At 73.1% G+C, this 20,716-nt stretch carries 16 protein-coding genes and 1 riboswitch; of the genes, 8 read left to right on the top strand and 8 right to left on the bottom strand.

The annotated features are described in order from the left end of the window. The first annotated feature begins 95 nt into the window (after window positions 1-95). The gene (locus E0L36_RS23750; RefSeq protein WP_180931317.1) at window positions 96-842 is read left to right on the top strand and encodes a D-Ala-D-Ala carboxypeptidase family metallohydrolase; all 747 of its coding nucleotides are present in this window, start codon (window positions 96-98) and stop codon (window positions 840-842) included. Between the two features lie 284 nt (window positions 843-1,126). Continuing rightward, complete coding sequence (locus tag E0L36_RS23745; RefSeq protein WP_308416903.1) at window positions 1,127-2,836, top strand: PrsW family glutamic-type intramembrane protease; 1,710 nt, start codon at window positions 1,127-1,129, stop codon at window positions 2,834-2,836. Between the two features lie 636 nt (window positions 2,837-3,472). Here E0L36_RS23745 and E0L36_RS23740 read toward each other — a convergent pair. Together E0L36_RS23740 and E0L36_RS23735 are read right to left on the bottom strand one after the other, a co-directional pair. After that, window positions 3,473-4,615 (bottom strand): M23 family metallopeptidase, encoded by a 1,143-nt coding sequence (locus E0L36_RS23740; protein ID WP_180931315.1) that lies wholly within the window; start codon window positions 4,613-4,615, stop codon window positions 3,473-3,475. 12 nt (window positions 4,616-4,627) lie between these two features. Then, a riboswitch (cyclic di-AMP (ydaO/yuaA leader) is annotated at window positions 4,628-4,842 on the bottom strand. A gap of 331 nt (window positions 4,843-5,173) precedes the next feature. Beyond that, window positions 5,174-6,442, bottom strand: a complete 1,269-nt coding sequence (locus E0L36_RS23735) for a PP2C family protein-serine/threonine phosphatase (RefSeq protein WP_308416902.1) — start codon at window positions 6,440-6,442, stop codon at window positions 5,174-5,176. Between the two features lie 260 nt (window positions 6,443-6,702). On the opposite strand from E0L36_RS23735, the gene E0L36_RS23730 reads away from it, so the two are divergent. After that, window positions 6,703-7,905, top strand: a complete 1,203-nt coding sequence (locus E0L36_RS23730; RefSeq protein ID WP_308416901.1) for a PP2C family protein-serine/threonine phosphatase — start codon at window positions 6,703-6,705, stop codon at window positions 7,903-7,905. A 418-nt stretch (window positions 7,906-8,323) separates the two neighbouring features. Beyond that, entirely contained in the window at window positions 8,324-9,025 is a 702-nt protein-coding gene (locus tag E0L36_RS23725) for a DUF1772 domain-containing protein (RefSeq protein WP_180931314.1), read from the top strand. A gap of 105 nt (window positions 9,026-9,130) precedes the next feature. On the opposite strand, the gene E0L36_RS23720 is transcribed toward E0L36_RS23725, so the two are convergent. Beyond that, the gene (locus E0L36_RS23720) at window positions 9,131-11,242 is read right to left on the bottom strand and encodes a serine/threonine-protein kinase (RefSeq protein WP_180931313.1); all 2,112 of its coding nucleotides are present in this window, start codon (window positions 11,240-11,242) and stop codon (window positions 9,131-9,133) included. 298 nt (window positions 11,243-11,540) lie between these two features. Here E0L36_RS23720 and E0L36_RS23715 point away from each other — a divergent pair, with 298 nt between their 5' ends. Both E0L36_RS23715 and E0L36_RS23710 read left to right on the top strand, forming a co-directional pair. Then, the gene (locus E0L36_RS23715; protein WP_180931312.1) at window positions 11,541-12,470 is read left to right on the top strand and encodes an NADP-dependent oxidoreductase; all 930 of its coding nucleotides are present in this window, start codon (window positions 11,541-11,543) and stop codon (window positions 12,468-12,470) included. A gap of 229 nt (window positions 12,471-12,699) precedes the next feature. Further along, entirely contained in the window at window positions 12,700-13,047 is a 348-nt protein-coding gene (locus E0L36_RS23710) for an SH3 domain-containing protein (RefSeq protein WP_180931311.1), read from the top strand. 369 nt (window positions 13,048-13,416) lie between these two features. Here E0L36_RS23710 and E0L36_RS23705 read toward each other — a convergent pair whose 3' ends face one another. Both E0L36_RS23705 and E0L36_RS23700 read right to left on the bottom strand, forming a co-directional pair. Continuing rightward, complete coding sequence (locus tag E0L36_RS23705; protein ID WP_180931310.1) at window positions 13,417-14,058, bottom strand: NAD(P)-dependent oxidoreductase; 642 nt, start codon at window positions 14,056-14,058, stop codon at window positions 13,417-13,419. Window positions 14,059-14,063: 5 nt separating this feature from the next. Next, window positions 14,064-14,954 (bottom strand): EamA family transporter, encoded by an 891-nt coding sequence (locus E0L36_RS23700; RefSeq protein ID WP_180931670.1) that lies wholly within the window; start codon window positions 14,952-14,954, stop codon window positions 14,064-14,066. A gap of 282 nt (window positions 14,955-15,236) precedes the next feature. Here E0L36_RS23700 and E0L36_RS23695 point away from each other — a divergent pair, with 282 nt between their 5' ends. Then, window positions 15,237-15,779 carry a MarR family winged helix-turn-helix transcriptional regulator gene (locus E0L36_RS23695; protein WP_180931309.1) on the top strand — a complete coding sequence of 181 codons (543 nt, stop codon included), beginning with the start codon at window positions 15,237-15,239 and terminating at the stop codon, window positions 15,777-15,779. 141 nt (window positions 15,780-15,920) lie between these two features. On the opposite strand, the gene E0L36_RS23690 is transcribed toward E0L36_RS23695, so the two are convergent. Further along, window positions 15,921-16,211, bottom strand: coding sequence for a GNAT family N-acetyltransferase (locus tag E0L36_RS23690; protein ID WP_180931308.1), 291 nt, complete (start codon window positions 16,209-16,211; stop codon window positions 15,921-15,923). A 242-nt stretch (window positions 16,212-16,453) separates the two neighbouring features. On the opposite strand from E0L36_RS23690, the gene E0L36_RS23685 reads away from it, so the two are divergent. Further along, window positions 16,454-18,283, top strand: coding sequence for a ubiquinol-cytochrome c reductase cytochrome b subunit (locus tag E0L36_RS23685; RefSeq protein ID WP_180931307.1), 1,830 nt, complete (start codon window positions 16,454-16,456; stop codon window positions 18,281-18,283). Here E0L36_RS23685 and E0L36_RS23680 read toward each other — a convergent pair. Beyond that, window positions 18,243-18,632: a cytochrome c oxidase subunit 4 gene (locus E0L36_RS23680; RefSeq protein WP_180931306.1), complete on the bottom strand. Its 390-nt coding sequence runs from the start codon at window positions 18,630-18,632 to the stop codon at window positions 18,243-18,245. The genes E0L36_RS23685 and E0L36_RS23680 overlap by 41 nt on opposite strands. Further along, window positions 18,629-20,380 carry a cytochrome c oxidase subunit I gene (gene ctaD / locus E0L36_RS23675; protein WP_180931305.1) on the bottom strand — a complete coding sequence of 584 codons (1,752 nt, stop codon included), beginning with the start codon at window positions 20,378-20,380 and terminating at the stop codon, window positions 18,629-18,631. Before ctaD ends, E0L36_RS23680 begins: the two co-directional genes overlap by 4 nt. Window positions 20,381-20,716: the final 336 nt, after the last annotated feature.

Genomic DNA, 20,716 nt, shown 5'->3' with positions numbered 1-20,716 from the left:
GCTCTTGGCATGCCCGTGACGGGCGCCCGAGCAGCGTCGTACGGCCGTGACCGCCCGTACGGCCTTCGAGCACCTTCTCGCGATAGGACCATCCATTGACCACGAGACCCAGATCCTCCCTGCTCGGCAGCGCGGTGTTCGTGCTGCTCGCCGCCCTGCTGGCGTTCGGCGTCCCGCAGATAGCCGCCCCGTCCGAGGCGCACGCGTACAGCTGGTCGGGCACGCTGCGCGAGGGCTCCAAGGGCGCGGACGTCCGCGAACTCCAGATCCGCGTCGCCGGATGGGCGGCGGACAGCGCGAAGCGCACACACGTCGCGGTGGACGGCGAGTTCGGCCCGGGCACCAAGGCGGCGGTGATCCGCTTCCAGCGCGCCTACGGGCTCTCGGCGGACGGCGTCGTCGGCCCCGACACCCAGCGCAAGCTCAACTCCCTTGAGGACTCCGACGGTTCGACGGACCACTTCAACTTCTCGGAGTTCTACTCCAAGGACGGTTCCAAGTTCAACGGCGGCAAGGTCAGCGCCAGCACCGTCAAGGAGAACATCCGCCGCCTGATGTACAAGCTCGAAGCCGTACGCAAGAAGGCCGGCGACCGGAGCATCACCGTCAACAGCGGGTTCCGCAGCAAGCGGCACAACTCCAACGTCGGCGGCGCCTCCAACAGCCAGCACATGTACGGGATCGCGGCCGACATCGTGATCAGCGGGCGCACGGTCAGCAACACGATCTCCTACGCCCAGAAGTCCGGCTTCTCCGGCATCATCCGCTACAACACCTTCACCCACGTGGACAACCGGACCGAGTACTCCTACGGTTCCGGCGGCTACTACTGGGCCGTCTGACCGAACCACCGGTCCAGCACACGGCTCGCGGTGACGGAGCCCGTCTCACCACCGCGAGCCACCCCCTCACGCGAGCCACCCCGCACACGGCCGCCCCCTCTCGCGGGCCGGGCCGCTCCCCAAAGGCCCGGGGCCTTCGCCGCGCCCGGAACCGGGGGTTCCCGGCCTCCCGGCCGGGCGGGCTCACTCGTTAGTGTCGTCGGGTGAACCCCGAGGCAGCAGGCGCGCGGAGCGGCCCCCCGAGTACGGCGGGGCTCCCGGCACTTCCGCCCCAGGCGCCGGAAGTGCCACCACCGGAGCCCGAGCTACCCGCTCCCGCCTCCGCGTATCCGCCCGCGCCCGCCTGGTGGCGACGGCACAGCCGAGCGCTCCGCGCCACCGGACTGGTCACGCTCCTCGCCCTCAGCGGGCTGCTGATCATGGGCCTGGTGCGGGAGCAGACCGGAACCCGGGGGCTGCTGGTCGGACTGGCCCTCGCACTGCTGCCGGTACCGCTGTTGATCGCCGCGTTCCGGTGGCTGGGCCGCACGGAACCGACGCCCTGGCAGAGCCAGGGGTTCGCCTTCGCCTGGGGAGCGTGCGCGGCCACCCTCGTCGCGCTGCTGGCCAACGGCTTCGCCTCGGACTGGCTGATCAGCTCCGTCGAGGTGGACTCGGCCGACCACGCCGACCGGCTCACCACGACCGTGGTGGCGCCCGTCGTGGAGGAGATCACCAAGGGCGTCGCCGTGCTGCTGCTCTTCCTCTTCCGCCGGGAGCAGTTCACCGGCGTGGTCCCCGGAATCGTCTTCGCGGGCAGCACCGCCGCCGGTTTCGCGTTCACCGAGAACGTCCTGTACCTGGGCAGCGCCTACGACGCGGACAGCGTCGCGGGCGCCGCCGCGGCACCGTCCGAGACGGTCGCCACCTTCCTCGTCCGTATCGTCTTCTCGCCGTTCGCGCACCCGCTGTTCACCGCGTTCATCGGGATCGCCCTCGGCATCCTCGCGGCCCTGCCCCGGCTCGGCCGCCTCGCCCGGACGGTGATACCGCTCCTCGGGCTGGTCACGGCCGTCCTGCTGCACGCGATATGGAACGGTGCCGCCTCCTTCGCGGACCTGACCTTCCTCGCGGTGTACGGGCTGTTCATGCTCCCAGTCTTCGCCGCGCTGACCGCGCTGGCCCTCTGGGCCCGGTTCGACACGCTCCGCTCGGTGCGCGCGGTACTGCCGTCGTACGTGGCGGCCGGATGGTTCACCGCCGCCGAGCCCGCGGCGCTCGGCTCGATGCGGGCCCGCGCGCTCGCCCGCGGCCTGGCCCGGCAGCACCACGGCAGCGCCGGGGCGCGAGCCGTCGAGCACTACCAGCGCGACGCGACCCGGCTGGCGCAACTCCGCGCCAGCGCCGAGGCCCACCGCCCCGGCCCGGACTTCGGCCACCACGAGCAGATGTTCCTGCACCGGCTGTGGGAGCTGCGGCCCCTCGCCGGACCCGCCACCGAGCGGTCCGTCGCCACCCTGCCGGGCCCCCGCGCCCCCCTGCCGGTCCCCGCCCCCGCCTGGCGGTCCCCGTACTCCCCGTACTCCGGGTACACCGGGCACTCCGGGTACTCCGGGCACGCCCCACACCCGGCGCACCCCGGACACCTCGCCCATCCCACACTTCCCACCCACTCCGGACATTCGGGACATCCCTGGTCCACCCCGCTACCACGGCCCACCTCGGACCCGTGGCCCCCGCACGGGCATCCGTACGCCCCGCACCCGCCCGCCGCGCCGCCACCCCACCCCGAAGCCGCCACCGCACCCGCCCCGGACACCCCCGCCTCCCCCGACGGCGAGTCCGGGAAGGCCCCGGACGGCGACGGCACCCCGGACACCGAGGTCCCGGACGGCGAGCCCCCGATCACCGAGCCCCGGAGAGACGACGCCCCGAACCCCGAGACCCCGGACGGCGCGGGCCCGGACCCGGACAGCGACGCCCCGGACCCGGGGGGCGCGGGCGCGGTGGGCTGATCCGGGACGTACGGCGGCCGACGGGCCCAGCACGCGAGCCCCGCGAGGGCGGGCCGCGGGGTACCCCCGGGAGACGGCGTACGGCGCCGGCGCGCGGCGAAGGGCGGGAGACAGTCCGACGGCCCTGGTGCCGGGGGGTGGTTCACCAGGGCCGTCGGGGCCGGAGCGCGCGCCACGCGCGGGGTGGGAGTGGGGCTCCCTCGCCGCCGCCCCGTCCCCTCCTTGTGCTGAGCGGAGCGGAGCGAACGCGTCGCGCCGCGGGTCAGCGGTGCGGGGCGGCGGCGTGGTCTGGGTGGGCGGTGGCGTTCCTCCGGCGGGGGTGACGGTAGCGGTACGAGAGTACGAGAGTCGGTGGTGGCACCATCGACCGGGGGCGGCGAGCTGACCGACCCGGCGCCTCCCGGCCCAGGCGGCCGCGTCAGCGACCGTCGGGAGGCGGCACCGGACCGGAGCCCGTCCACGCCCGGGCCCCGAACCGGCCGGATGGCGGGAGACCCACGTCGCGCGGCGTCGGACCGGTCCCGGTAAGCGGGGAGGCTCGGGGACGGCGGCCGACCGGCCGGTGTGGCACCGGCACGGGGCGCGACGGACGGGACCTCCGACGACCGGACGGCCGGACGGGGATCACCGGGAGGCTCAGATGTTGATGCCCTTGCCGCGCATCCAGGCCAGCGGGTCGATCGGGTCGTCACCACCGGGCCGGACCTCCATGTGGAGGTGCGGACCGGAGGAGTTGCCGGTCGAGCCGACGCGGCCGATGACATCACCGGTGCGGACCTTGTCCCCGGACGACTTCGTCATCGAGGAGAGGTGGCAGAACCACAGCTCGGTGCCGTCTTCCAGGGTCAGGACCACGCGGTAGCCGTAGGAGCCCGCCCAGCCGGCCTCGGTGACGGTGCCGGTGTGCACCGCCTTGACGGGGGTGCCGGCCGAGGCGGCGAAGTCCTGTCCGGTGTGGTCGCTCTGCCACATGCCGCCGGCCTGTCCGTAGCCCGCGCTGAGCTGGTAGGAGGAGAGCGGCGCGGTGTAGCTGCGGGCCAGCTTGGCGAGGCGCTCCGCCTCGGCCTTCTTCCGCTTCTCCTCGGCGATCTTGCGCTTCCGCTCGGCCTCGGCCTTGCGGGCGGCGTCCGCCTTCTGGTCGGCCTCCGCGGCAGCCTTCTGCCGGGCCTCGTTGGCGGCCTTCGCGCGGGCCGCGGCGTCGGCGCCGCTCTGCTGCTGCTCGGCCTGGGCGAGGATGCGGGAGCGCAGGGCCTCGCCCGCGTCGGTCTGGCCCGCCTCCGCCTCGTCGGCGGTGACCCCGGCCGAGGTGAGCGGGGCCTGCGCGGCGACGGCGGTGCCGTCGGCTGACGCGGTGTCACCGCCCACCAGCCCGCCGACGCCGGGCAGTTCCTTGGCGTCGGGCAGCTGACTCGGCAGTTCCTTGATGGTGTTCGCGGCGCTCGCCAGGTCCGGCATCGAGATGGACGCCGGGTCCTTGTCCTTGGCCGTGGCCATGCCACCCGCGCCGACGGCGGCGATCATGCCGACGCCGAGCACCGCGCCGCTGCGAGCCATACCACCGCCGCGCTGCTTGCCCACCCGGTGACGGCCACGGACGGGGCGGATGGACTCCTCGGTGGGGTTCCACTCGTCCCACGGCTCGTCACTCCGCGGCCCATACGCCTCATGGGAAGAACGCGAACTGTACGCGTCATACGGGTCATACACGTCGTACGGTCCGGTTCCCTCGTCCTCATACGGTTCGTACGAGGCCGGGGGGGCATGCCTCTTGGACGCCACGGGGGGCGCACTCCTTTCCTTCCTTCTCGCCTACCGGGTTAGCTGTCGGGTTCGGAGCAGGAAGGTCTCCTACGGGCCGCCTCCGGAAAGGCCGCCTGATTCACCCCGGCCCCCCGGTCCGGACCGTGGTCCGGGCGCGAGGGGAAGTGGTTCCCCGGTTCCCTCGGTGCAGTGCTATCGAGTTGTGCCACGCATGGTGCACGTGCGGGATTCGGCGACGGCGCACGGTGCCGTCTCTCGTGACGGCTGTGACGACCGCGCTGCGTTGTTATCGGACGTTAATGGAAGGCCGGCCGTGATTCCAAGCCGGTCCGGGTTTTTTTGTCATCGCATTGGGTTGCCCGTATCGGGACAGGAGTAGTCAATTGGGGTGCCGGATCACGGGATTCGGGCCTCCGGTAGCCCTCAGTCACCACAACTCGCGGTCGCGAAAGCGATGTTCGCCACACACGACTCCGCCGCACCTCCCGCCCATCCTTCACTCTTCCCCCACGGTCAGGTGGTGACGCCACCCGCCACCCACCGCCCCGCGAACGCCGGTTCACCCCGCGCGCCGTGTCACTCCGTGCCGTGGGGCGGAGTTGGGGGTGCTGGCCTCCCCTTCGCCGGTGGCCCGTCCCGTGGGCTCGCGTCCCGCCGGGTCGCGCCCCGTGGGGCGGGGCCCGCGGCGCCGGGGGCCTCCGGGGTGGCGTCCGCCCTCACGTCCCGTGGCGCGGCGCGTCCCCCACCGGAGTCCTGGTTCTCGACCGCGAGCAGCACCATGTCGTCCTGCGTACCGCCGCCCGTGTGCTCGGCGACCTCCTCGGCCACGACCCGGAGCAGCGCCTCGGGAGAGTCGAAGGAGCGGCGCGCCAGTCGCTGGGCCGGGTCGTAGAAGACGCCGTCCGCGTTTCGGGCCTCGGACAGCCCGTCAGTGAAGATCAGCAGCTGGGAGCCGGCCGGGAACGGCAGCTCGTCGGGCTGGTCGGGCCAGGCGGCCACGTCACCCAGCCCGAGGGGCAGCGCGGGGGCGGACGGCTCCAGCACCCGCACCGCCCCGTGGTCCAGCAGCAGCGGCGCGGGGTGACCTCGGTTGATCACCCGAAGCAGCCCGGGCCGACGGGTGGGCACCTCGACGAGCACCGCCGTGGTGAAGCCCTCGGCCTGGTCGTAGCTGCCGGGCCGTCGCGAGCCCTCCAGTTGGAGGGCTCGCTCCAGCCGGGCGGCGACGTCCTCCAGCCGCTCCTCGTGCTCGGCGGCCTCCCGGAAGGCGCCGATCACCACCGCCACCGCGCCCACCGCGCCCAGCCCCTTGCCCCGGACGTCGCCCACCAGCAGTCGGGCCCCGTGGGGCGTGGACTGGGCGGCGTACATGTCCCCGCCGATCGTCGCGTCGGACTGGGCCGCCTGGTAGTGCGCGGCCAGGCGCAGTGGCCCCACCCGGTCGGGTGGAGTGGGCAGCACCGCGAGCTGCACGGCCTCCGCGGTGCTCCGCGCGGAGGCCAGCCGCCGCCCACTGCGCCGCAGCAGCATGTTGAGCCCGACGGCGAGCACGGAGACGGTGAACACGGTCAGCGTTCTGGTCACATCCTCGACGAGGCTCACCGCGATGTACCAGTGGGACATCGCCACGGCGAGCGTGGTCGCGGCGAACCCGGTGAGGACCGTGGCGCGGGTGGACTGGACGGCCGCCGCGACCACCGGGGCGGCGGCGAAGGGCGTCGTGACCGCGACGCCCTCCGGAGTGAGGATGGCGATCAGCACGCCCGCGAGCAGCAACAACGTCGGGGTCAGCCGCGCCAGGTACTGAAGCCGCCCGTAGGGCCGATCGTCCGAATTATCCGCCACTGTCCTAATCTGACTTCTACGCCCCGGGGCGTCCACTCGACCTCACGCCTCCGCGTCGGTGACGGTGACCGGCGACCGGGACAGGTGACCAGACGGAGTCCGCGGCGACGACAGGCCCCGGCGAGGGGCGACCGCGGCGGCGGGCGTCGACAGGCAGGGACGGAAGGGCACGGGCAGGGACAGGCAGGGACGGAAGGGCACGGGCAGGGACAGGCAGGCAGCGACAGAGAGCGGCAGGCAGCGGAGAGGAGTGGCGCTCGGTGGGTACGAGCAACGCGTCGGTCAGAGGGACCGAGACCTGGCCGCCCCGCTGGCTGCGCTGGCTCCCTCCGCTGCTGATCACCACGTCGATGGTGCTCCAGGTGGTCGCCCCGCCCCAGTACTTCTTCGGCTCGCTGCTGAGCGGCGCGGTCCTGCTCGGCGCGCTCGTCTACTCACCACGCACCACGGCCCTCGTCGGCGCGGTCGGCGTCCTGCTGCTGCTGGGGCTGGACCTGTGGAACGGCGTCGGCTTCGATCCCCAGCTGACGGGCGCGATCATCACCCTGGCGGTGGTGACCGGGCTGGCCGTCCTGCTCTCGTACGCCCGGCACCGCACCCTGCTCCAGCTCTCCCGGGTACGCGCCGTCGCGGTGACGGCGCAGCGCGCGCTCCTCCGCCCGCTCCCCGAGCGACTCGGCACCCTGCGGCTGGCGGGCTTCTACCGCGCGGCCGACGACGAGGCACTGATCGGCGGCGATCTGTACAGCGTGCAGCCGACGCCGTTCGGGGTGCGGGTGCTCGTGGGGGACGTCCGGGGCAAGGGCCTGGGCGCGACGGAGACGGTGGCGACGGTGCTCGCCGTCTTCCGCGAGGCGGCCGTCACCTACCCGGCGCTGCCGGACGTCGCCAGCCGGATGGACCAGGCGCTCGCCATCGACCGGGAGACCCTGGCGACGGGCCCGGACCTGGAGGAGATGTTCACCACCGCGGTGCTGATGGAGTTCCCGGAGGACCGTCCCGTCGTCCGGGTGCTGGACCGGGGGCATCCGCCGCTGCTCCTGCTGGCGCCCGACGGGGTCTCGCTGGCCCACACCGAACCGGGACTCCCGCTCGGCCTCAGCGAGTTGGCCTCCTTCGAGACGCCGACGCAGACCTTCGAACTGCCGCCGGACCGGGTGCTGGTGGCCTACTCGGACGGGGTGACGGAGGCCCGGGGCCCGGACGGCGGCTTCTACCCCCTGTCACAGCGGATGTACGAACGGTTCGTCCGGACCACCTCCGCGGACCGGGACGCCGCCGCCCGGCCCACGGAGGTGGCCCGGTTCATCCAGCGGGACGTGGTCGACTACGCGCGGTCCCTGGACGACGACATGGTGGTCGTCGCGATACGCCACGAGGCGCGCGACAGCGCGCGAGCCGAGGGGCCCCCGGCGCTCACGCCCCCGTCTCCCCATCCCGTCTCCCCCGCACCCCCGGACTGACCCCGCACCCGGAGCCCCACCCGAACCGGCCCCTCCTCCCCGCGCCCCCACTTCCCCAACTCGCCCCGCACGACCGGGCGTCGGGACGCTGACCGCTCAACCCGCGCCACCCGCCGCGCGTCCGGTCCCCCGCACCGGCCGCCCGTCGCCGCGCGAAGGGACCCGTCCGCCGTCCCACGGGAGGGTTCACCCGAAGCCGCGCGACAGGCGCCAGCGCCGCGCGAAGGGCTCCCGAGGGGCTACGCCGAGACCCCCACCGGCAAATAATTGACAGACTTGTCAGAAATGAATCACGTGCATATCTTACAGCTCTGTAAGCGATAGCCCGGGGAGTCCCCCGGCCATCCGGCCGGGCACCGGACACGCCGCTCCCGACGCACGGGGCGGCCAACTCGGGCCCAGAGCACGGAGGTTCGGCATGCGTGTCCGCATCACCCAGGGGATCGCCCTGTTGTCCACCGGCGCCCTCTCGGGAGCCTTCGGCTACGGGGCCGCCAACCTCGTCCCGACGTTCAACGTCGTACCGCTGGACACCAGGCTGTACTTCCACAGCGAACTGATGCGGATGAACAGCATCACCATGCAGGCCACGATGGCGATGTCCTTCCTCAGCTGCGTCACCCTCGCCGTCCTGACGCGCGGCACCACGCGGCGGCTCGCGGGGGGCGCGGGACTGCTGGCCCTGGCGTCCTTCCTGATCACCCGCTTCGGCAACGTGCCGATCAACGGCAGGATCAAGAAGTGGGTCACCTCCACCCCTCCCCCGGACCACGCGGAGATCCTCAACCGCTGGGAGGCGTTCAACTACGGCCGCACCGCCACCGCGTTCCTCGCCTTCGGCCTGCTCATCTACCTCACCCTCCGGACGCGCGCACGCGACACGGAGACCGGCGAGCGAGCCACGCCCATCCCCGTACCGAACGCCAACGCCCCCGAGCGGGGGGCGGGTTCGGCCGCCCCGGAGGGGAACGCCTCCGCCCCGCGTCGTACGGACTCCCCGGGCCGTACGGAGACGGCCGGGCCGGAGGATGGGCGGCGCGCACACGACGAGCACGGCGGGCGGAACGAGCGGAACGTGTCCGCCGGACGGGGCGAACGCGCGCACCGCACCGGCGACTGACGCAACCCGCCCACCGCCGGGGGATGTCGGCGACACCGGTCCCGTACGAGGTCCAACGAACCGCGAGGACACGGAGCTTGGGCGGACGAGCGAGCCGGGGGACGGTCAGGGGCGGCGGGACGCCTCGTCGCCCGGACGCCACCGTCGGCCGGCGTGCCGGGCGAGAGCGTCGGTGAGTTCGGCGCGCTGCCGCTCCGTGAGCGGCCCCAGGACGCAGAGCGGGGCGCTGCCGTCCCGGCGCGTCGCGGGATGGCTGGCGTGCGTCCACCCCGCCGGGTGCCCACTGACGGTGGACGGGGCGTCGGAGGTGTAGCGGATGTGGAGCCCGGAGTAGCGGTGCGGCGCCCGGCCACGGATGTGCTCCATGGTGACCGTCCGAACGTGGGACCAGGGCCAGGTCCGGCGACCGGTCGGGCCGGTCGCGGGGGTCGCCTTGGAGGCGTCGGTGGTGGTGATGCCGTCCTGGTCGATACGGAGCGACCAGGACGGTCGCGTACCGAACCCGAGCGTCTCCCGCACGCTCTTGACCGTACTGGGCACGGTGGAGGCCGCCAGCCTGATCGTCCACACCCCGCCCAGCACCCAGATCACCGTCACCAGCAGCCACGGATTGTCGCCCTGCCCGGGGCCGAAGGCCAGGGACCCCGTCCGCAGCGGAAGGACGGCGCTGACGAGCGTGACCCCCGCGACGCAGAGCAGGAGCATCCAGCCCTGCCACAGCGGCGGGCTCGTCCGGCTCGCGTAGTCCGCCAGCCGCTCCCTGCCGCTCCAGGCCATCTCGAAGGAGTCCACAACGGGCGGCGGCAGCACCCGTGTTCGGGGCGGGCGGCGCGGCGTACGCGCCCCGGGTCCGCCCTCCACGGGGGAGGACGGGACCGGGGCGGACGGACCGGCGCCGAGCGGGTTCGGGACGGCCGGACTCGGGACGGCCGGGTTCGGCACGGCCGGACTCGGGGCGGGGGCACTCCGGGGCTCCTCCGGGTCCGCGCGTCCCTCCACTCCGCCGGACCCCGCCGAACCCCTTCCTCCCGCCGAAATCCCTTCACCCTCCGGGACGTTCTTCCGAACGGGCCCGTCCGGCCCCTCCGCTCCACCGGGCACCCCGGACCGGCCAGGCTCCCCGGGCGAGCCCCACGACTCGGACGAGTCCGGTTCCTCGGGACCGGCGAACTCCCGTCGCCCGTCGGGAGAGTGACCGCCGTCTCTCACCAATTCCCCATCTCCTGTGGGGAGTTGATCACCCGGAAGCCCCACCGGCTCCAGCCGGGGCGGCTGTTCGGCGTCACCGTCCACGTCGGCGTACCCCTCCCCGCCACCGTCCACGTTCCCGTCCGGTGTACCCGTCCGGAGACGGCCGCTGGCGACGGTGACAGCCTCCGAGGCGTCCGCACCCGGGAGTTGGGCGCGCAGCCGCCGTAGCGCGGCGTACACCACGGCGGCGGAGCGCGGGCGGTCATCGGGATCGCGCCGGAGCAGGTCCTCGACCAACTCCACGACGCCGCCTGGCAGATCGGGACGGTACTCGCTCACCCTCGGGGCGTCCTCGTCGAGTTTGCGGCGGACGACGGCCAGCCCGTTGTGGCCGGTGAACGGAGGACGCCCGGCGAGCAGTGCGAAGAGCACCCCGCCGAGGGCGTAGAGGTCCGAGCGGGCGTCGCCGCGCTCGGTCTGGAACTGTTCGGGGGCGCCGTACTCCGCCGTTCCCGCCGGGGCGAGCTGCGAGGAACGGGCCAGGGTGAAAGTGTTGTGAATGAACCCGGCGATGCCGAAGTCGACCACCTTTGTCCGGTCGCCGTCCGTGGTGAGCATGATGTTGTGCGGCTTGATGTCGTAGTGGATGACGCGCGCCTGGTGCGCGGCGACGAGCGCGGCGCAGACCTCCTCGGCGATCCGCAGCGCGCGGGCCGGGCCCATCGGGTGCTCCGGGTTCAGGTGCTCGGCGAGGGTCCGCCCGTCGACCCACTCCATGACGAGGTAGAGCAGGTCCTCGTGGACGCCCCGGTCGTACAGGGCCACCACGTTCGGGTGGTTGACCTGCGCGGCGGCGACCGCCTCCCGCTCGAAGCGGCGGGGGACGTCCTCCGGCAACGCCTCGTCCGTCACCAGCAGTTTGAGCGCCACGTCCCGGTACAGGTCGCGGTCCCGGCCGACCCAGACCTCGCCCATACCGCCCCGGCCGATCCGCTTGACCAACTCGTAGCGCCCCGCGATCAGCACACCGCGCTCCACACTCCACCCCCGACGGCCGGTTCCGCTGTGCCCCGAGCGTACGAACTCCTGTTGTGACACGAGCGTACGAACCATCGGGGGCCGCGCGCGACACGCCCCGCACCGTCCCTGCGCCGCCCCGGGAGCCCGCGCGGAGACCTCGCGGAGCCACCCCCGGATCCCTCGCGCGCTCCGGGACGGCGGGCGCCTCCCCACCCGCGTCCGCTACGTCCGGCGGTCGCCCGCCCGGGCCGGGAGACGGCATGGCGAGCGGAATAAAGCCCACCGCTGGGCGACCATGCAGGACATGAAGGCCATTGCACTGGACAAGTACGGATCCGCCGACGAACTGCACGTCACGGAGCTGCCCGAGCCCAAGGTCACGCTGGACGAGGTCCTGGTCAGGGTGCGAGCCGCCGCCGTCAACCCGGTCGACTGGAAGATCGCCGCGGGGCACCTCGACCCGGTACTGGAGACCCGCTTCCCCCTGGTCCCCGGCTGGGACGTGGCCGGGGTCGTGGAGCGCACCGGTCTCGACGCCGGCGAGTTCTCGGTCGGCGACGAGGTCTTCGGCTACGTCCGTAAGGACTGGGCGCAGCAGGGCACGTACGCGGAGCTGGTCTCGGCCAACGTGCGGCTGCTGGCCAGGAAGCCGCGCACGCTGAGCTGGGAGGAGACGGCCGGGCTGCCGCTGAGCGGGCTGACCGCGCTCCAGTCCGTGCGGCGCGTGCGGCTCAGCGAGGGCGAGACGGTGCTGATCCACGCCGCCGCCGGCGGCGTCGGCACCTTCGCCGTCCAGCTCGCCGTCGACCTCGGCGCCCGCGTCATCGGCACCGCGAGCGAGGCGAAGCACGAGTATCTGCGCTCCCTCGGCGCCGAGCCGGTGACCTACGGCGACGGGCTGGCCGACCGAGTGCGCGCGCTGGCGCCGGACGGGATCGACGCGGCGCTCGACTTCGGCGGCGACGACGCCGTCCGGCTCTCCACCGGGCTGCTGAACGCGCACGAGCACCGGAGCCGGATCGCCTCGGTCGTGGACACCGAGGCCGAGCGGAAGGGCGCCCACTACGTGTGGGTGCGGCCGGACGCGGCCGGGCTCACCACGCTGGCCGACCTCGCCGACGCGGGCCAGCTCCGCGTGCCCATCGAGCGGACGCTGCCGCTGGAGGAGGCGGCTGAGGCGTGGCGCCTCAGCCAGACGGGCCGCGCCAGCGGCAAGATCGTGCTGACGGTCTGAGGCGCCGCCCCACCGCGTGACGCTCCCCGCGCGTCTCCGGACGCCGGGGAGGCGCGGGCGGAGGGCCCGTGCAACCGAGAACGTGCGAGCGCGGAACGAACCGGACGCACCCCGGTGCAGAACCGGCCATTCCGGATCGAAGCCCTCGCATGGGCAGGGGTCGGGGCCGGGGTTCCGGCACCCCCGGCGCGGCGCTCTCCTGTCAGTACCCCATGGCAGCCTGGAGGGCATGACGATCCGGGTAACTGCGATCTCCGCACATCAGATCCCCACGCGCGATCCGCTCCGACTCACCACCGGCGACGAGGTACACGCCGGTGAACGGAGTCCCGAATGGCCCGAGTTCGTGTTCGTCACGGCGAAGCACGGCGCGGGCTGGGTCCCGGCCGAGCACCTCTCGGCCCCCTCCGGCGCCGTCACCGTGAAGCAGGAGTACGACACCACCGAACTACCCACCACCCCGGGGGACGTCCTGGAAGTGCTGGACGAGGACCCGGCGGGCGGCTGGATATGGTGCCGCGCCGACTCCGGGCGCGAGGGCTGGCTCCCCCTCCGTACCGTCGGATCCCCGCACTGACCCGGTAGACCCACGACGGCCCGGCGCGCACCGCCCCACCGGTGCGCGCCGGGCCATCTCGCGTCCGCGTCCCCGTACTTCCGCACGTACCGCCGGAACTCCACGTACCGCCGGAACTCCCCGCCGCCGCCCGCAACGTCCGTCCGGCTGCCCGGAACGCCCGCTCCGTTGCCGGTAGTTGGCGGGGCACGTCGCTCCGGCGGGCCAGACCGGTGGCGATCGGGACGGACGGTAGCGGCGCTCCGGCGGTCCGAGCCGCCCAACTCGGCGGGTGGCACCGCCTCGACGGGCGAACGCCCCGGCGGACGGGGGCGGTTCGGTGGTCGGGAGCGGTTTGGTGGTCGGAGCGGTTCGGTGGTCGGGAGCGGTTCAGTGGGCGACGGTGAAGCGGGTACGGCGGTGCCTGGGGTGCTCCGCCTCGTCCAGCAGGGCGATCGCGAAGTCCTCCATCGAGATGGCGGAGTCGCCGTCCGCGTCCAGCAACAGCTCGTCCCCGCCCGTGCGGTAGGAGCCGGTGCGCTTCCCCGGGGCGAAGAACGCGGGCGGGCTGAGGTACGTCCAGTCGACGTCCTCGGAGTCGCCGCGCAGCACGTCCAGTTGGTGGTTGCAGGCCAGGGCTATGGGCCGCCACTCGGGGGCCACGTAGCGCGGGTCGTCCACCGCGAGCAGTCCCGTGTCGGGAACCGTCAGGCTTCCCGCGCCGCCGACCACGAGCAGCCGCACCGGCAGGCCGGCCAGCCCGTCCAGTAACGCGCGGGCAACCACGGGGTGTTGGTCCTCGCTTCCGGGCGCGGGCCGGATCGCGCTGACGATCACGTCCTGCCCGGCGCTCAGTTCGGTCACCACGGCGGGCGACGCGGCGTCGGCGAGCTTGGGGAGGGCGCCGGGCGGCAGCTCCGCGAACTGCCGCGCGTCGCGTACCGCGGCGGTGACCCGGTGGCCCCGGGCCAGCGCCTCGGTCACGACACGGCTGCCGGTGGCGCCCGCTGCGCCGAGAACGGTGATGTGCATGGCTGTCAGACCTCCTTGGAGCGCCCTGGGGCGCTGAACAGGGTGGGTGGGCTGAGTTGGGCGGCGGCGATGGCCGTCAGCGCGAGGACGAAGCCGAGCGTCTGTCCGGCGGTCAGGGACTCGTCGAGCACCAGCCAGCCGAGCACGGTGGCGACGACGGGCGAGAGCAGCGACAGGAACGAGAGCGCGGTGACGGGTAGTCGGCCGATCCCGTTGAACCAGAGCACGTACGCCAGCAGGGCTCCGACCAGCGACAGCCAGGCGTAGCCGCCGAGTTCGGAGACGCCGAGCGCCGGGGGTGGCCCCTCGACGGCGAGGGCGAGCGGCAGGATGAACAGTCCGCCCGCGGTGAGCTGCCAGCCGGTGAGCGCGAGGACGCCCACGCCCGGCGGCCTCCCCCACCGCTTGGTGAGCACGACCCCGGCGGCCATCACGCCCGTACCAGCGAGCCCGGCGACGATGCCGACCGGGTCGAAGCCGAGCGGGCCGCGCAGCACCATCAGCGCGACGCCGACGATGCCCACCAGACCCCAGCCGAGCCGCCAGCCGGTCACTCGCTCCCGCAGCAGCAGGTACGCGAAGGCCGCGACCATCAGGGGCTGCGCCGCCGAGAGGGTGGCGGCCACCCCGCCCGGCAGCCGGTAGGCGGCGACGAAGAGCAGGACGAAGAAGGCGCCGATGTTGAGGGTGCCCAGCAGCGCCGCGCGCCACCACCAGGCGCCGCGCGGCAGGGCCCGGCCGAGCGCGAGGGCGATGAGCCCGGCGGGCAGCGCCCGCAGGACGCCGGAGATCAGCGGCCGGTCGGGCGGGAGCCACTCGGTGGTGACCAGGTAGGTGGTGCCCCAGACCACCGGGGCGACCGCGGAGAGCGCGGTGATCGCGCCGGTGCCGCCGATGTCGCTCGTCCCGCCGGTCCCGTCAGTCCCTCCGGCGCCGGGCGTCTCGGCGGTGCCGCCCGGGCCGTCGGGAGCGCCCGACCCGTCCGGGGCGCTCGGCGCGGTCCGCGCGTTCACGCCCGGCTCCCGGGCGCCGCGTCATGTTCGAGCCGTCGTATGGAGCCGTGGCAGCCGTGGTCCCGCACCATCGGAGCATCCTCTCAACGTTGAACTGTTTGACGCAGAGGAGATTACGAGCCTGATACCTTTTCGTCAAACAGTTCAACGTGAAGGGTTTTCGAGATGCGTGACAACCTCGACTGGGTACTGGCCCAGTGGCAGGCCGAACGCCCCGACCTCGACGTGAGCCCGATGGGCGTGGTCGGCCGGGTACAGCGCGCCGCCCGCCTGCTGGAACGCGGACTCGGCGAGACCTTCGCCGAACACGGCCTCCAGCTCTGGGAGTTCGACATCCTCGCCACGCTGCTCCGCGCCGGGCCGCCCTACCAGCTCAGCCCCGGCGCCCTCAGCAGGGCCTCCATGGTCACCGCGGGCGCGATCACCAACCGGCTCGATCGGCTGGCCGCCAAGGGGCTGGTCGACCGCGAGCCCGACCCGTCGAGCAGACGCAACGTCCTGGTGCGCCTCACCGGTTCCGGCCTCGCGCTGGTCACCGAGGCGCTGACGGCGCACCTCGACAACGAGGTGCGCCTGCTCAGCCCGCTGGACGAGGCGGAGCAGCGCCACCTCGCCGACCTCCTGCGCAAGCTCCTCACCGGACTCGGCGACCATCCCCCGGCCTCCCCCGCGCCCCCGGCGTCACCCCCGTCCTCCCCCACCCCCTGACCACCCCTGACCACCCCTGACCACCCCTGACCAGCCCTCATCTGACCACCAACCAGCCCCGACCAGCCCCGGACAGTCCCGGATATTCCCGGACAGCCCGGCCCGGCCTCACCGGCGGGGGCGGGGCGGTGGAGCGGGCTCTCAGGCGCCCCTCGTCAGCGACTGGTAGTCGGGGTGCCGCTGGATCCAGCCCGCGATGAAGGGGCAGGACGGCAGGACCACGTCACCGGCCTCGCGGGCGGCGTCCAGCGCGGTCCGCGCGAGGGCACCGCCGACCCCGCGCCCCTCGTACGCGGGATCGACCTCGGTGTGCGTCAGCTCGACCGCCCCCGGTGACCGCGTGTACGCGACGAACCCGGCGAGCCCGCCGTCGACGTACGCCTCGTAACGGCGTGCGCCCGGATTGTCCTGGACCTCGGTTCCCTCGGCCATGCCCGGCTCCCTCCGTCACTCGCCCCCAGCTCAGCGTACGAGCGCGCCGCCCGCCCCGCCGCCGGAGCGCCCCGGCCCGGCACCCCGGACATCCCGGCTCGCCCGGGCCTCCCCGGCACCGCTCCCCTCCGCCCCTCCCCCGTCACGGGGTATCGGGCGGGCCGTCCGGTGGCATCTGCCCCGGCGCGCGTTTGCCCACCGGGGCGCGGGGCACGGACGAACCTCGCACGGAGGAGGTACCGGTGGTCCGCACACGGGAGAGGAACCGGCGGAGCGCCGGAACGAGCGGTCTGGTGGAGCGGGGCTATCGGGCCATCGACGAACGGCTGCCGCTCTCTGACGGCGCCGGCGCCCTGCTGCGGAAGGCGTTCCCCGGCCACTGGTCCTTCCTGCTCGGCGAACTGGCGCTCTACAGCCTGCTGGTGCTGCTGCTGACCGGCGTCTACCTCACCCTGTTCTTCGACGCGAACATGACGGAGGTGGCGTACCAGGGCTCGTACGCCCCCCTGCGCGGGGTGCGGATGTCCCAGGCGTACGCCTCCACCCTGCACCTCAGCTTCGACGTACGGGGTGGGCTGCTCGTCCGGCAGACCCACCACTGGGCGGCGCTGGTGTTCCTCTCCGCCATCGGGCTGCACCTGCTGCGGGTCTTCTTCACCGGCGCCTTCCGCAAGCCCCGCGAGATCAACTGGCTGATCGGCGTGACCCTGTTCGTCCTGGCACTCGCCGAGGGGTTCAGCGGCTACTCGCTCCCCGACGACCTGCTCTCCGGCACCGGCCTGCGCATCGCGCAGGGCATCATGCTCTCCATCCCGCTGGTCGGCACCTACCTCAGCTTCCTGGTGTTCGGCGGCGAGTACCCGGGACACGACGTCATCGGCCTGCTCTACCCGCTCCACATCCTGCTCCTCCCCGCCCTGTTGCTGGCCCTCGTCGGGGTGCACCTGGCCCTGGTCTTCTACCTGAAGCACACCCAGTGGTCCGGACCCGGACGGCACCAGCGGAACGTCCTCGGCAGCCCCATGTACCCGCAGTTCGCGGCGAAGTCGGGCGGCCTCTTCTTCGCGGTGTTCGGCATCCTGGTGCTGCTGGGCGGGGTCGCCCAGATCAACCCCGTCTGGTCCTACGGCCCCTACCGCCCCGGCGACGTCTCGACCGCCGCCCAGCCCGACTGGTACGTCGGCTTCCTGGAGGGCGCGCTGCGCCTCGTCCCCCCGTTCGAGTCGACGCACCTCGGCCACACGGTGATGTGGAACGTGCTGCTCCCGGCCGTGGTCCTGCCAACCCTGCTGTTCCTCACCCTGTACGCCTACCCGCTCTTCGAGAAGTGGGTCACCGGCGACCACGCCCCACACCACCTGTGCGACCGCCCGCGCGACCGCCCCGTACGGACCGCGCTGGGGGTGGCGGGCACCGTCTGCTACGCGGTGCTCCTCCTCGCGGGCGGCAACGACGTCCTCGCCGACACCTTCGACGTCTCCCTCAACGGGCTGACGTGGACGCTGCGGGCGGCACTCGTCCTCGCCCCCCTGCTGGCCTTCTCCGTCACCCGGCGGTACTGCGCGGCGCTCCGCCGCTCGGACCGCGAGCGGCTACGGCACGGCGAGGCGACCGGCGAGGTCTGGCAGTCCGTCGAGGGCACCTTCCACCCCACCCACCGTCCGCTCTCCGACGGGGCGCGCTACACGCTCCGGGCGCAGGAGCTGCCCCGCCCCCTCACCGCCACCCCCGGCGACCGCCGCCGTCACCGCGTCCGAGCCGCCCTGAGCACCTGGTACTACCGCGACGTCCCGCCCCTCGACTCCCCTGACTCCCCCAGCTCCCCCGACTCCCTCGGCTCCCCCTCGTCTCCGGACCTGCCCGGCCCCCCGCGCTCCCCACGCTCCCCGAAACCGGCGACGGGCGGGGCCGAGGGCGCGAAAGCGGGGACGGGCGAGGGCGCGGAAGCCTGGACGGGGAGGGGGACGGGGACGGGAGCGGCGACGGGCGGGGCCTCCGAACTCCCGTGTACCGCCCGGGTGCTGGGATGGTTCAGTCGCGCCGCGAGGCGTACTGGAGGGCGAAACCGCTGACGCCCGCGGCGGTGACGCCCACCCCGACCAACAGCAGCCAGAGCGCGACCACCACGCCGGAGGCGGTGAGCGCGACCCCCAGCGCCGTGACCACCGGCCACGGACTCCGCGGCGGGAAGAAGTCCACCGGCCCGGCACGGTCACGGATCTCCCCGTCCCTCCGGTCCTCGGGACGGGCGCCCCGGCGGCCGTACTGCACGGCCAGGAACGTCGCGATCAGCGCCGCCATCAGAACCGCCACCAGCAGCGCGGCGGTACCGGCCGGATCGCGCGCGGAGAGCGCGTAGGGCACGGTGACGGCGGCGAAGAACAGCGCGACGCCCGCGAAGATCACAGCCTCCGTCCTCATCGGCGGCGCCCCTCCTCAGCCGGGTCCGGCCCCTCCCCCGGGCGCCCAGAAGCCCCGGCCCACCCCGCGGACGACGACGGAGCCGGGGCCGAAGACGCGGCCGAAGACGCGGCCGGGGAGGACGGAGCCGGGGAGGGGTGCGCGGGCGGGACGGACATGAGCCGGTGCCGCTCACCGGCCTCCGGATGGTTCATCCAGAACGCGGGCGACTCCGACCGCACCCGGGGAACCGCCACGAAGTTGTGGCGCGGCGGCGGACAGCTGGTCGCCCACTCCAGGGAGCGGCCGAAGCCCCAGGGGTCGTCCACCCCCACCGGCTTCCCGTAGGCCGCCGTCCACCAGACGTTGAAGAGGAAGCAGAGCGTGGAGGCGCCGAGGATCAGCGCGCCCAACGAGGAGACGCCGTTGAGCAGGGTGAACCCGTCCGCGTGCAGGTAGTCGGCGACCCTGCGGGGCATGCCGTTCTGCCCGAGCCAGTGCTGCACGAGGAACGTCGTCTGGAAGCCGACGAAGGTGAGCCAGAAATGGACGGTTCCGATCCGCTCGTTCAGCATCCGGCCCGTCAACTTCGGCCACCAGAAGGAGAAACCGCCGAACATCGCGAAGACGACGGTCCCGAAGAGCACGTAGTGCAGGTGCGCCACGACGAAGTAGCTGTCCGTGACGTGGAAGTCCAGCGGCGGCGACGCGATCAGCACCCCGCTCAACCCGCCCAGCAGGAACGTGACCAGGAAGCCGACGGCCCAGAGCATCGGCGTCTCGAAACTCAGCGACCCGCGCCACATCGTCCCGACCCAGTTGAAGAACTTCACCCCGGTGGGCACCGCGATCAGGAAGGACATGAAGGAGAAGAACGGCAACAGCACGGCGCCGGTGGCGAACATGTGGTGCGCCCACACCACGGCGGACAGCACCGTGATGGTGGCCGTGGCGCCGACCAGCCCGAGGTATCCGAAGAGCGGTTTCCTGCTGAACACCGGAATGATCTCGCTGACGATCCCGAAGAAGGGGAGCGCCACGATGTACACCTCGGGGTGGCCGAAGAACCAGAACAGGTGCTGCCACAGGATCGCGCCCCCGTTGGCCGGGTCGAAGACGTGGGCGCCGAGCTTCCGGTCGGCGGCGAGCGCCAGCAACGCCGCGGTGAGCACGGGGAAAGCCAGCAGCGCCAGCAGGGACGTGAAGAGCACGTTCCAGGTGAACAACGGCATCCGGAACATCGTCATCCCCGGCGCCCGCAGGCAGATGACGGTGGTGATGAAGTTGACGGCCCCCAGCGTCGTACTCAGCCCCGCCACCACCAGCCCCAACGTCCACAGGTCCCCACCCGAACCCGGTGAGTAGACGGCGCTGTTGAGCGGCGCGTACGCGAACCACCCGAAGCTCGCGGCCCCGCCCGGAGTGAGGAAGCCCGCCACCACCATCAGGCCACCGAACAGGTACAGCCAGTAGGTCAACGCGTTCATCCGCGGGAACGCCACATCGGGCGCCCCGATCTGGAGCGGCATGAGCGCGTTGGCGAACCCCGCGAACAGCGGCGTCGCGAACAACAGCATCATGATCGTCCCGTGCACGGTGAACAGCTGGTTGTACTGCTCGGCGGAGAGCAGTTCCAGCCCCGGCTGAGCGAGTTCCGCCCGCATCACCAGCGCCAGCAGCCCGCCCAGCAGAAAGAACCCGAACGCGGTGACCAGGTACAGGTTGCCGATCACCTTGTGGTCCGTCGTCGTCAGCCACCGCAGCAGCATCACGGCCCTCCTAGGGAAACCCCCGCGCGGCCACCCGGGGGTAGGGCCGGTCGGTCCCCCCGTCCCACGCCCCGGGAAACCCCGCCCGCGCCGCGACAACACCTGGGCGTGACGCCGGACCCTGGATGGCGCACACCCCCCACCCCACCGTTGACCCGCCCCACCCCGCTCACCCCCGCGCCCACACACCACCCACCCCGCCGACCGCCCGCCTCCGACGCGCCCCGCACCGGACGAACCTCCCAGCTGACCAGCGCCTCGACCCGGTCGGGACCACCCCCACAAACCCTGTAGACTTACCGTCGCTGCGGCTGCCACCCTTGGCAGCGACAGCCT

It is taken from the genome of Streptomyces sp. AJS327 (assembly GCF_013450295.1).
Lineage (GTDB): Bacteria > Actinomycetota > Actinomycetes > Streptomycetales > Streptomycetaceae > Streptomyces.
The sequence above is the reverse complement of the archived record's forward strand: the minus strand, read 5'-3'. Positions and strand labels throughout refer to the sequence as shown.

Coding starts and splice junctions, on each gene's coding strand:
- E0L36_RS23725 (WP_180931314.1), top strand. CDS start 8,324: ATGCGTGTCCGCATCACCCAGGGGATCGCCCTGTTGTCCACCGGCGCC.
- E0L36_RS23715 (WP_180931312.1), top strand. CDS start 11,541: ATGAAGGCCATTGCACTGGACAAGTACGGATCCGCCGACGAACTGCAC.
- E0L36_RS23710 (WP_180931311.1), top strand. CDS start 12,700: ATGACGATCCGGGTAACTGCGATCTCCGCACATCAGATCCCCACGCGC.
- E0L36_RS23705 (WP_180931310.1), bottom strand. CDS start 14,058: ATGCACATCACCGTTCTCGGCGCAGCGGGCGCCACCGGCAGCCGTGTC.
- E0L36_RS23695 (WP_180931309.1), top strand. CDS start 15,237: ATGCGTGACAACCTCGACTGGGTACTGGCCCAGTGGCAGGCCGAACGC.
- E0L36_RS23690 (WP_180931308.1), bottom strand. CDS start 16,211: ATGGCCGAGGGAACCGAGGTCCAGGACAATCCGGGCGCACGCCGTTAC.
- E0L36_RS23680 (WP_180931306.1), bottom strand. CDS start 18,632: ATGAGGACGGAGGCTGTGATCTTCGCGGGCGTCGCGCTGTTCTTCGCC.
- ctaD (WP_180931305.1), bottom strand. CDS start 20,380: ATGCTGCTGCGGTGGCTGACGACGACGGACCACAAGGTGATCGGCAAC.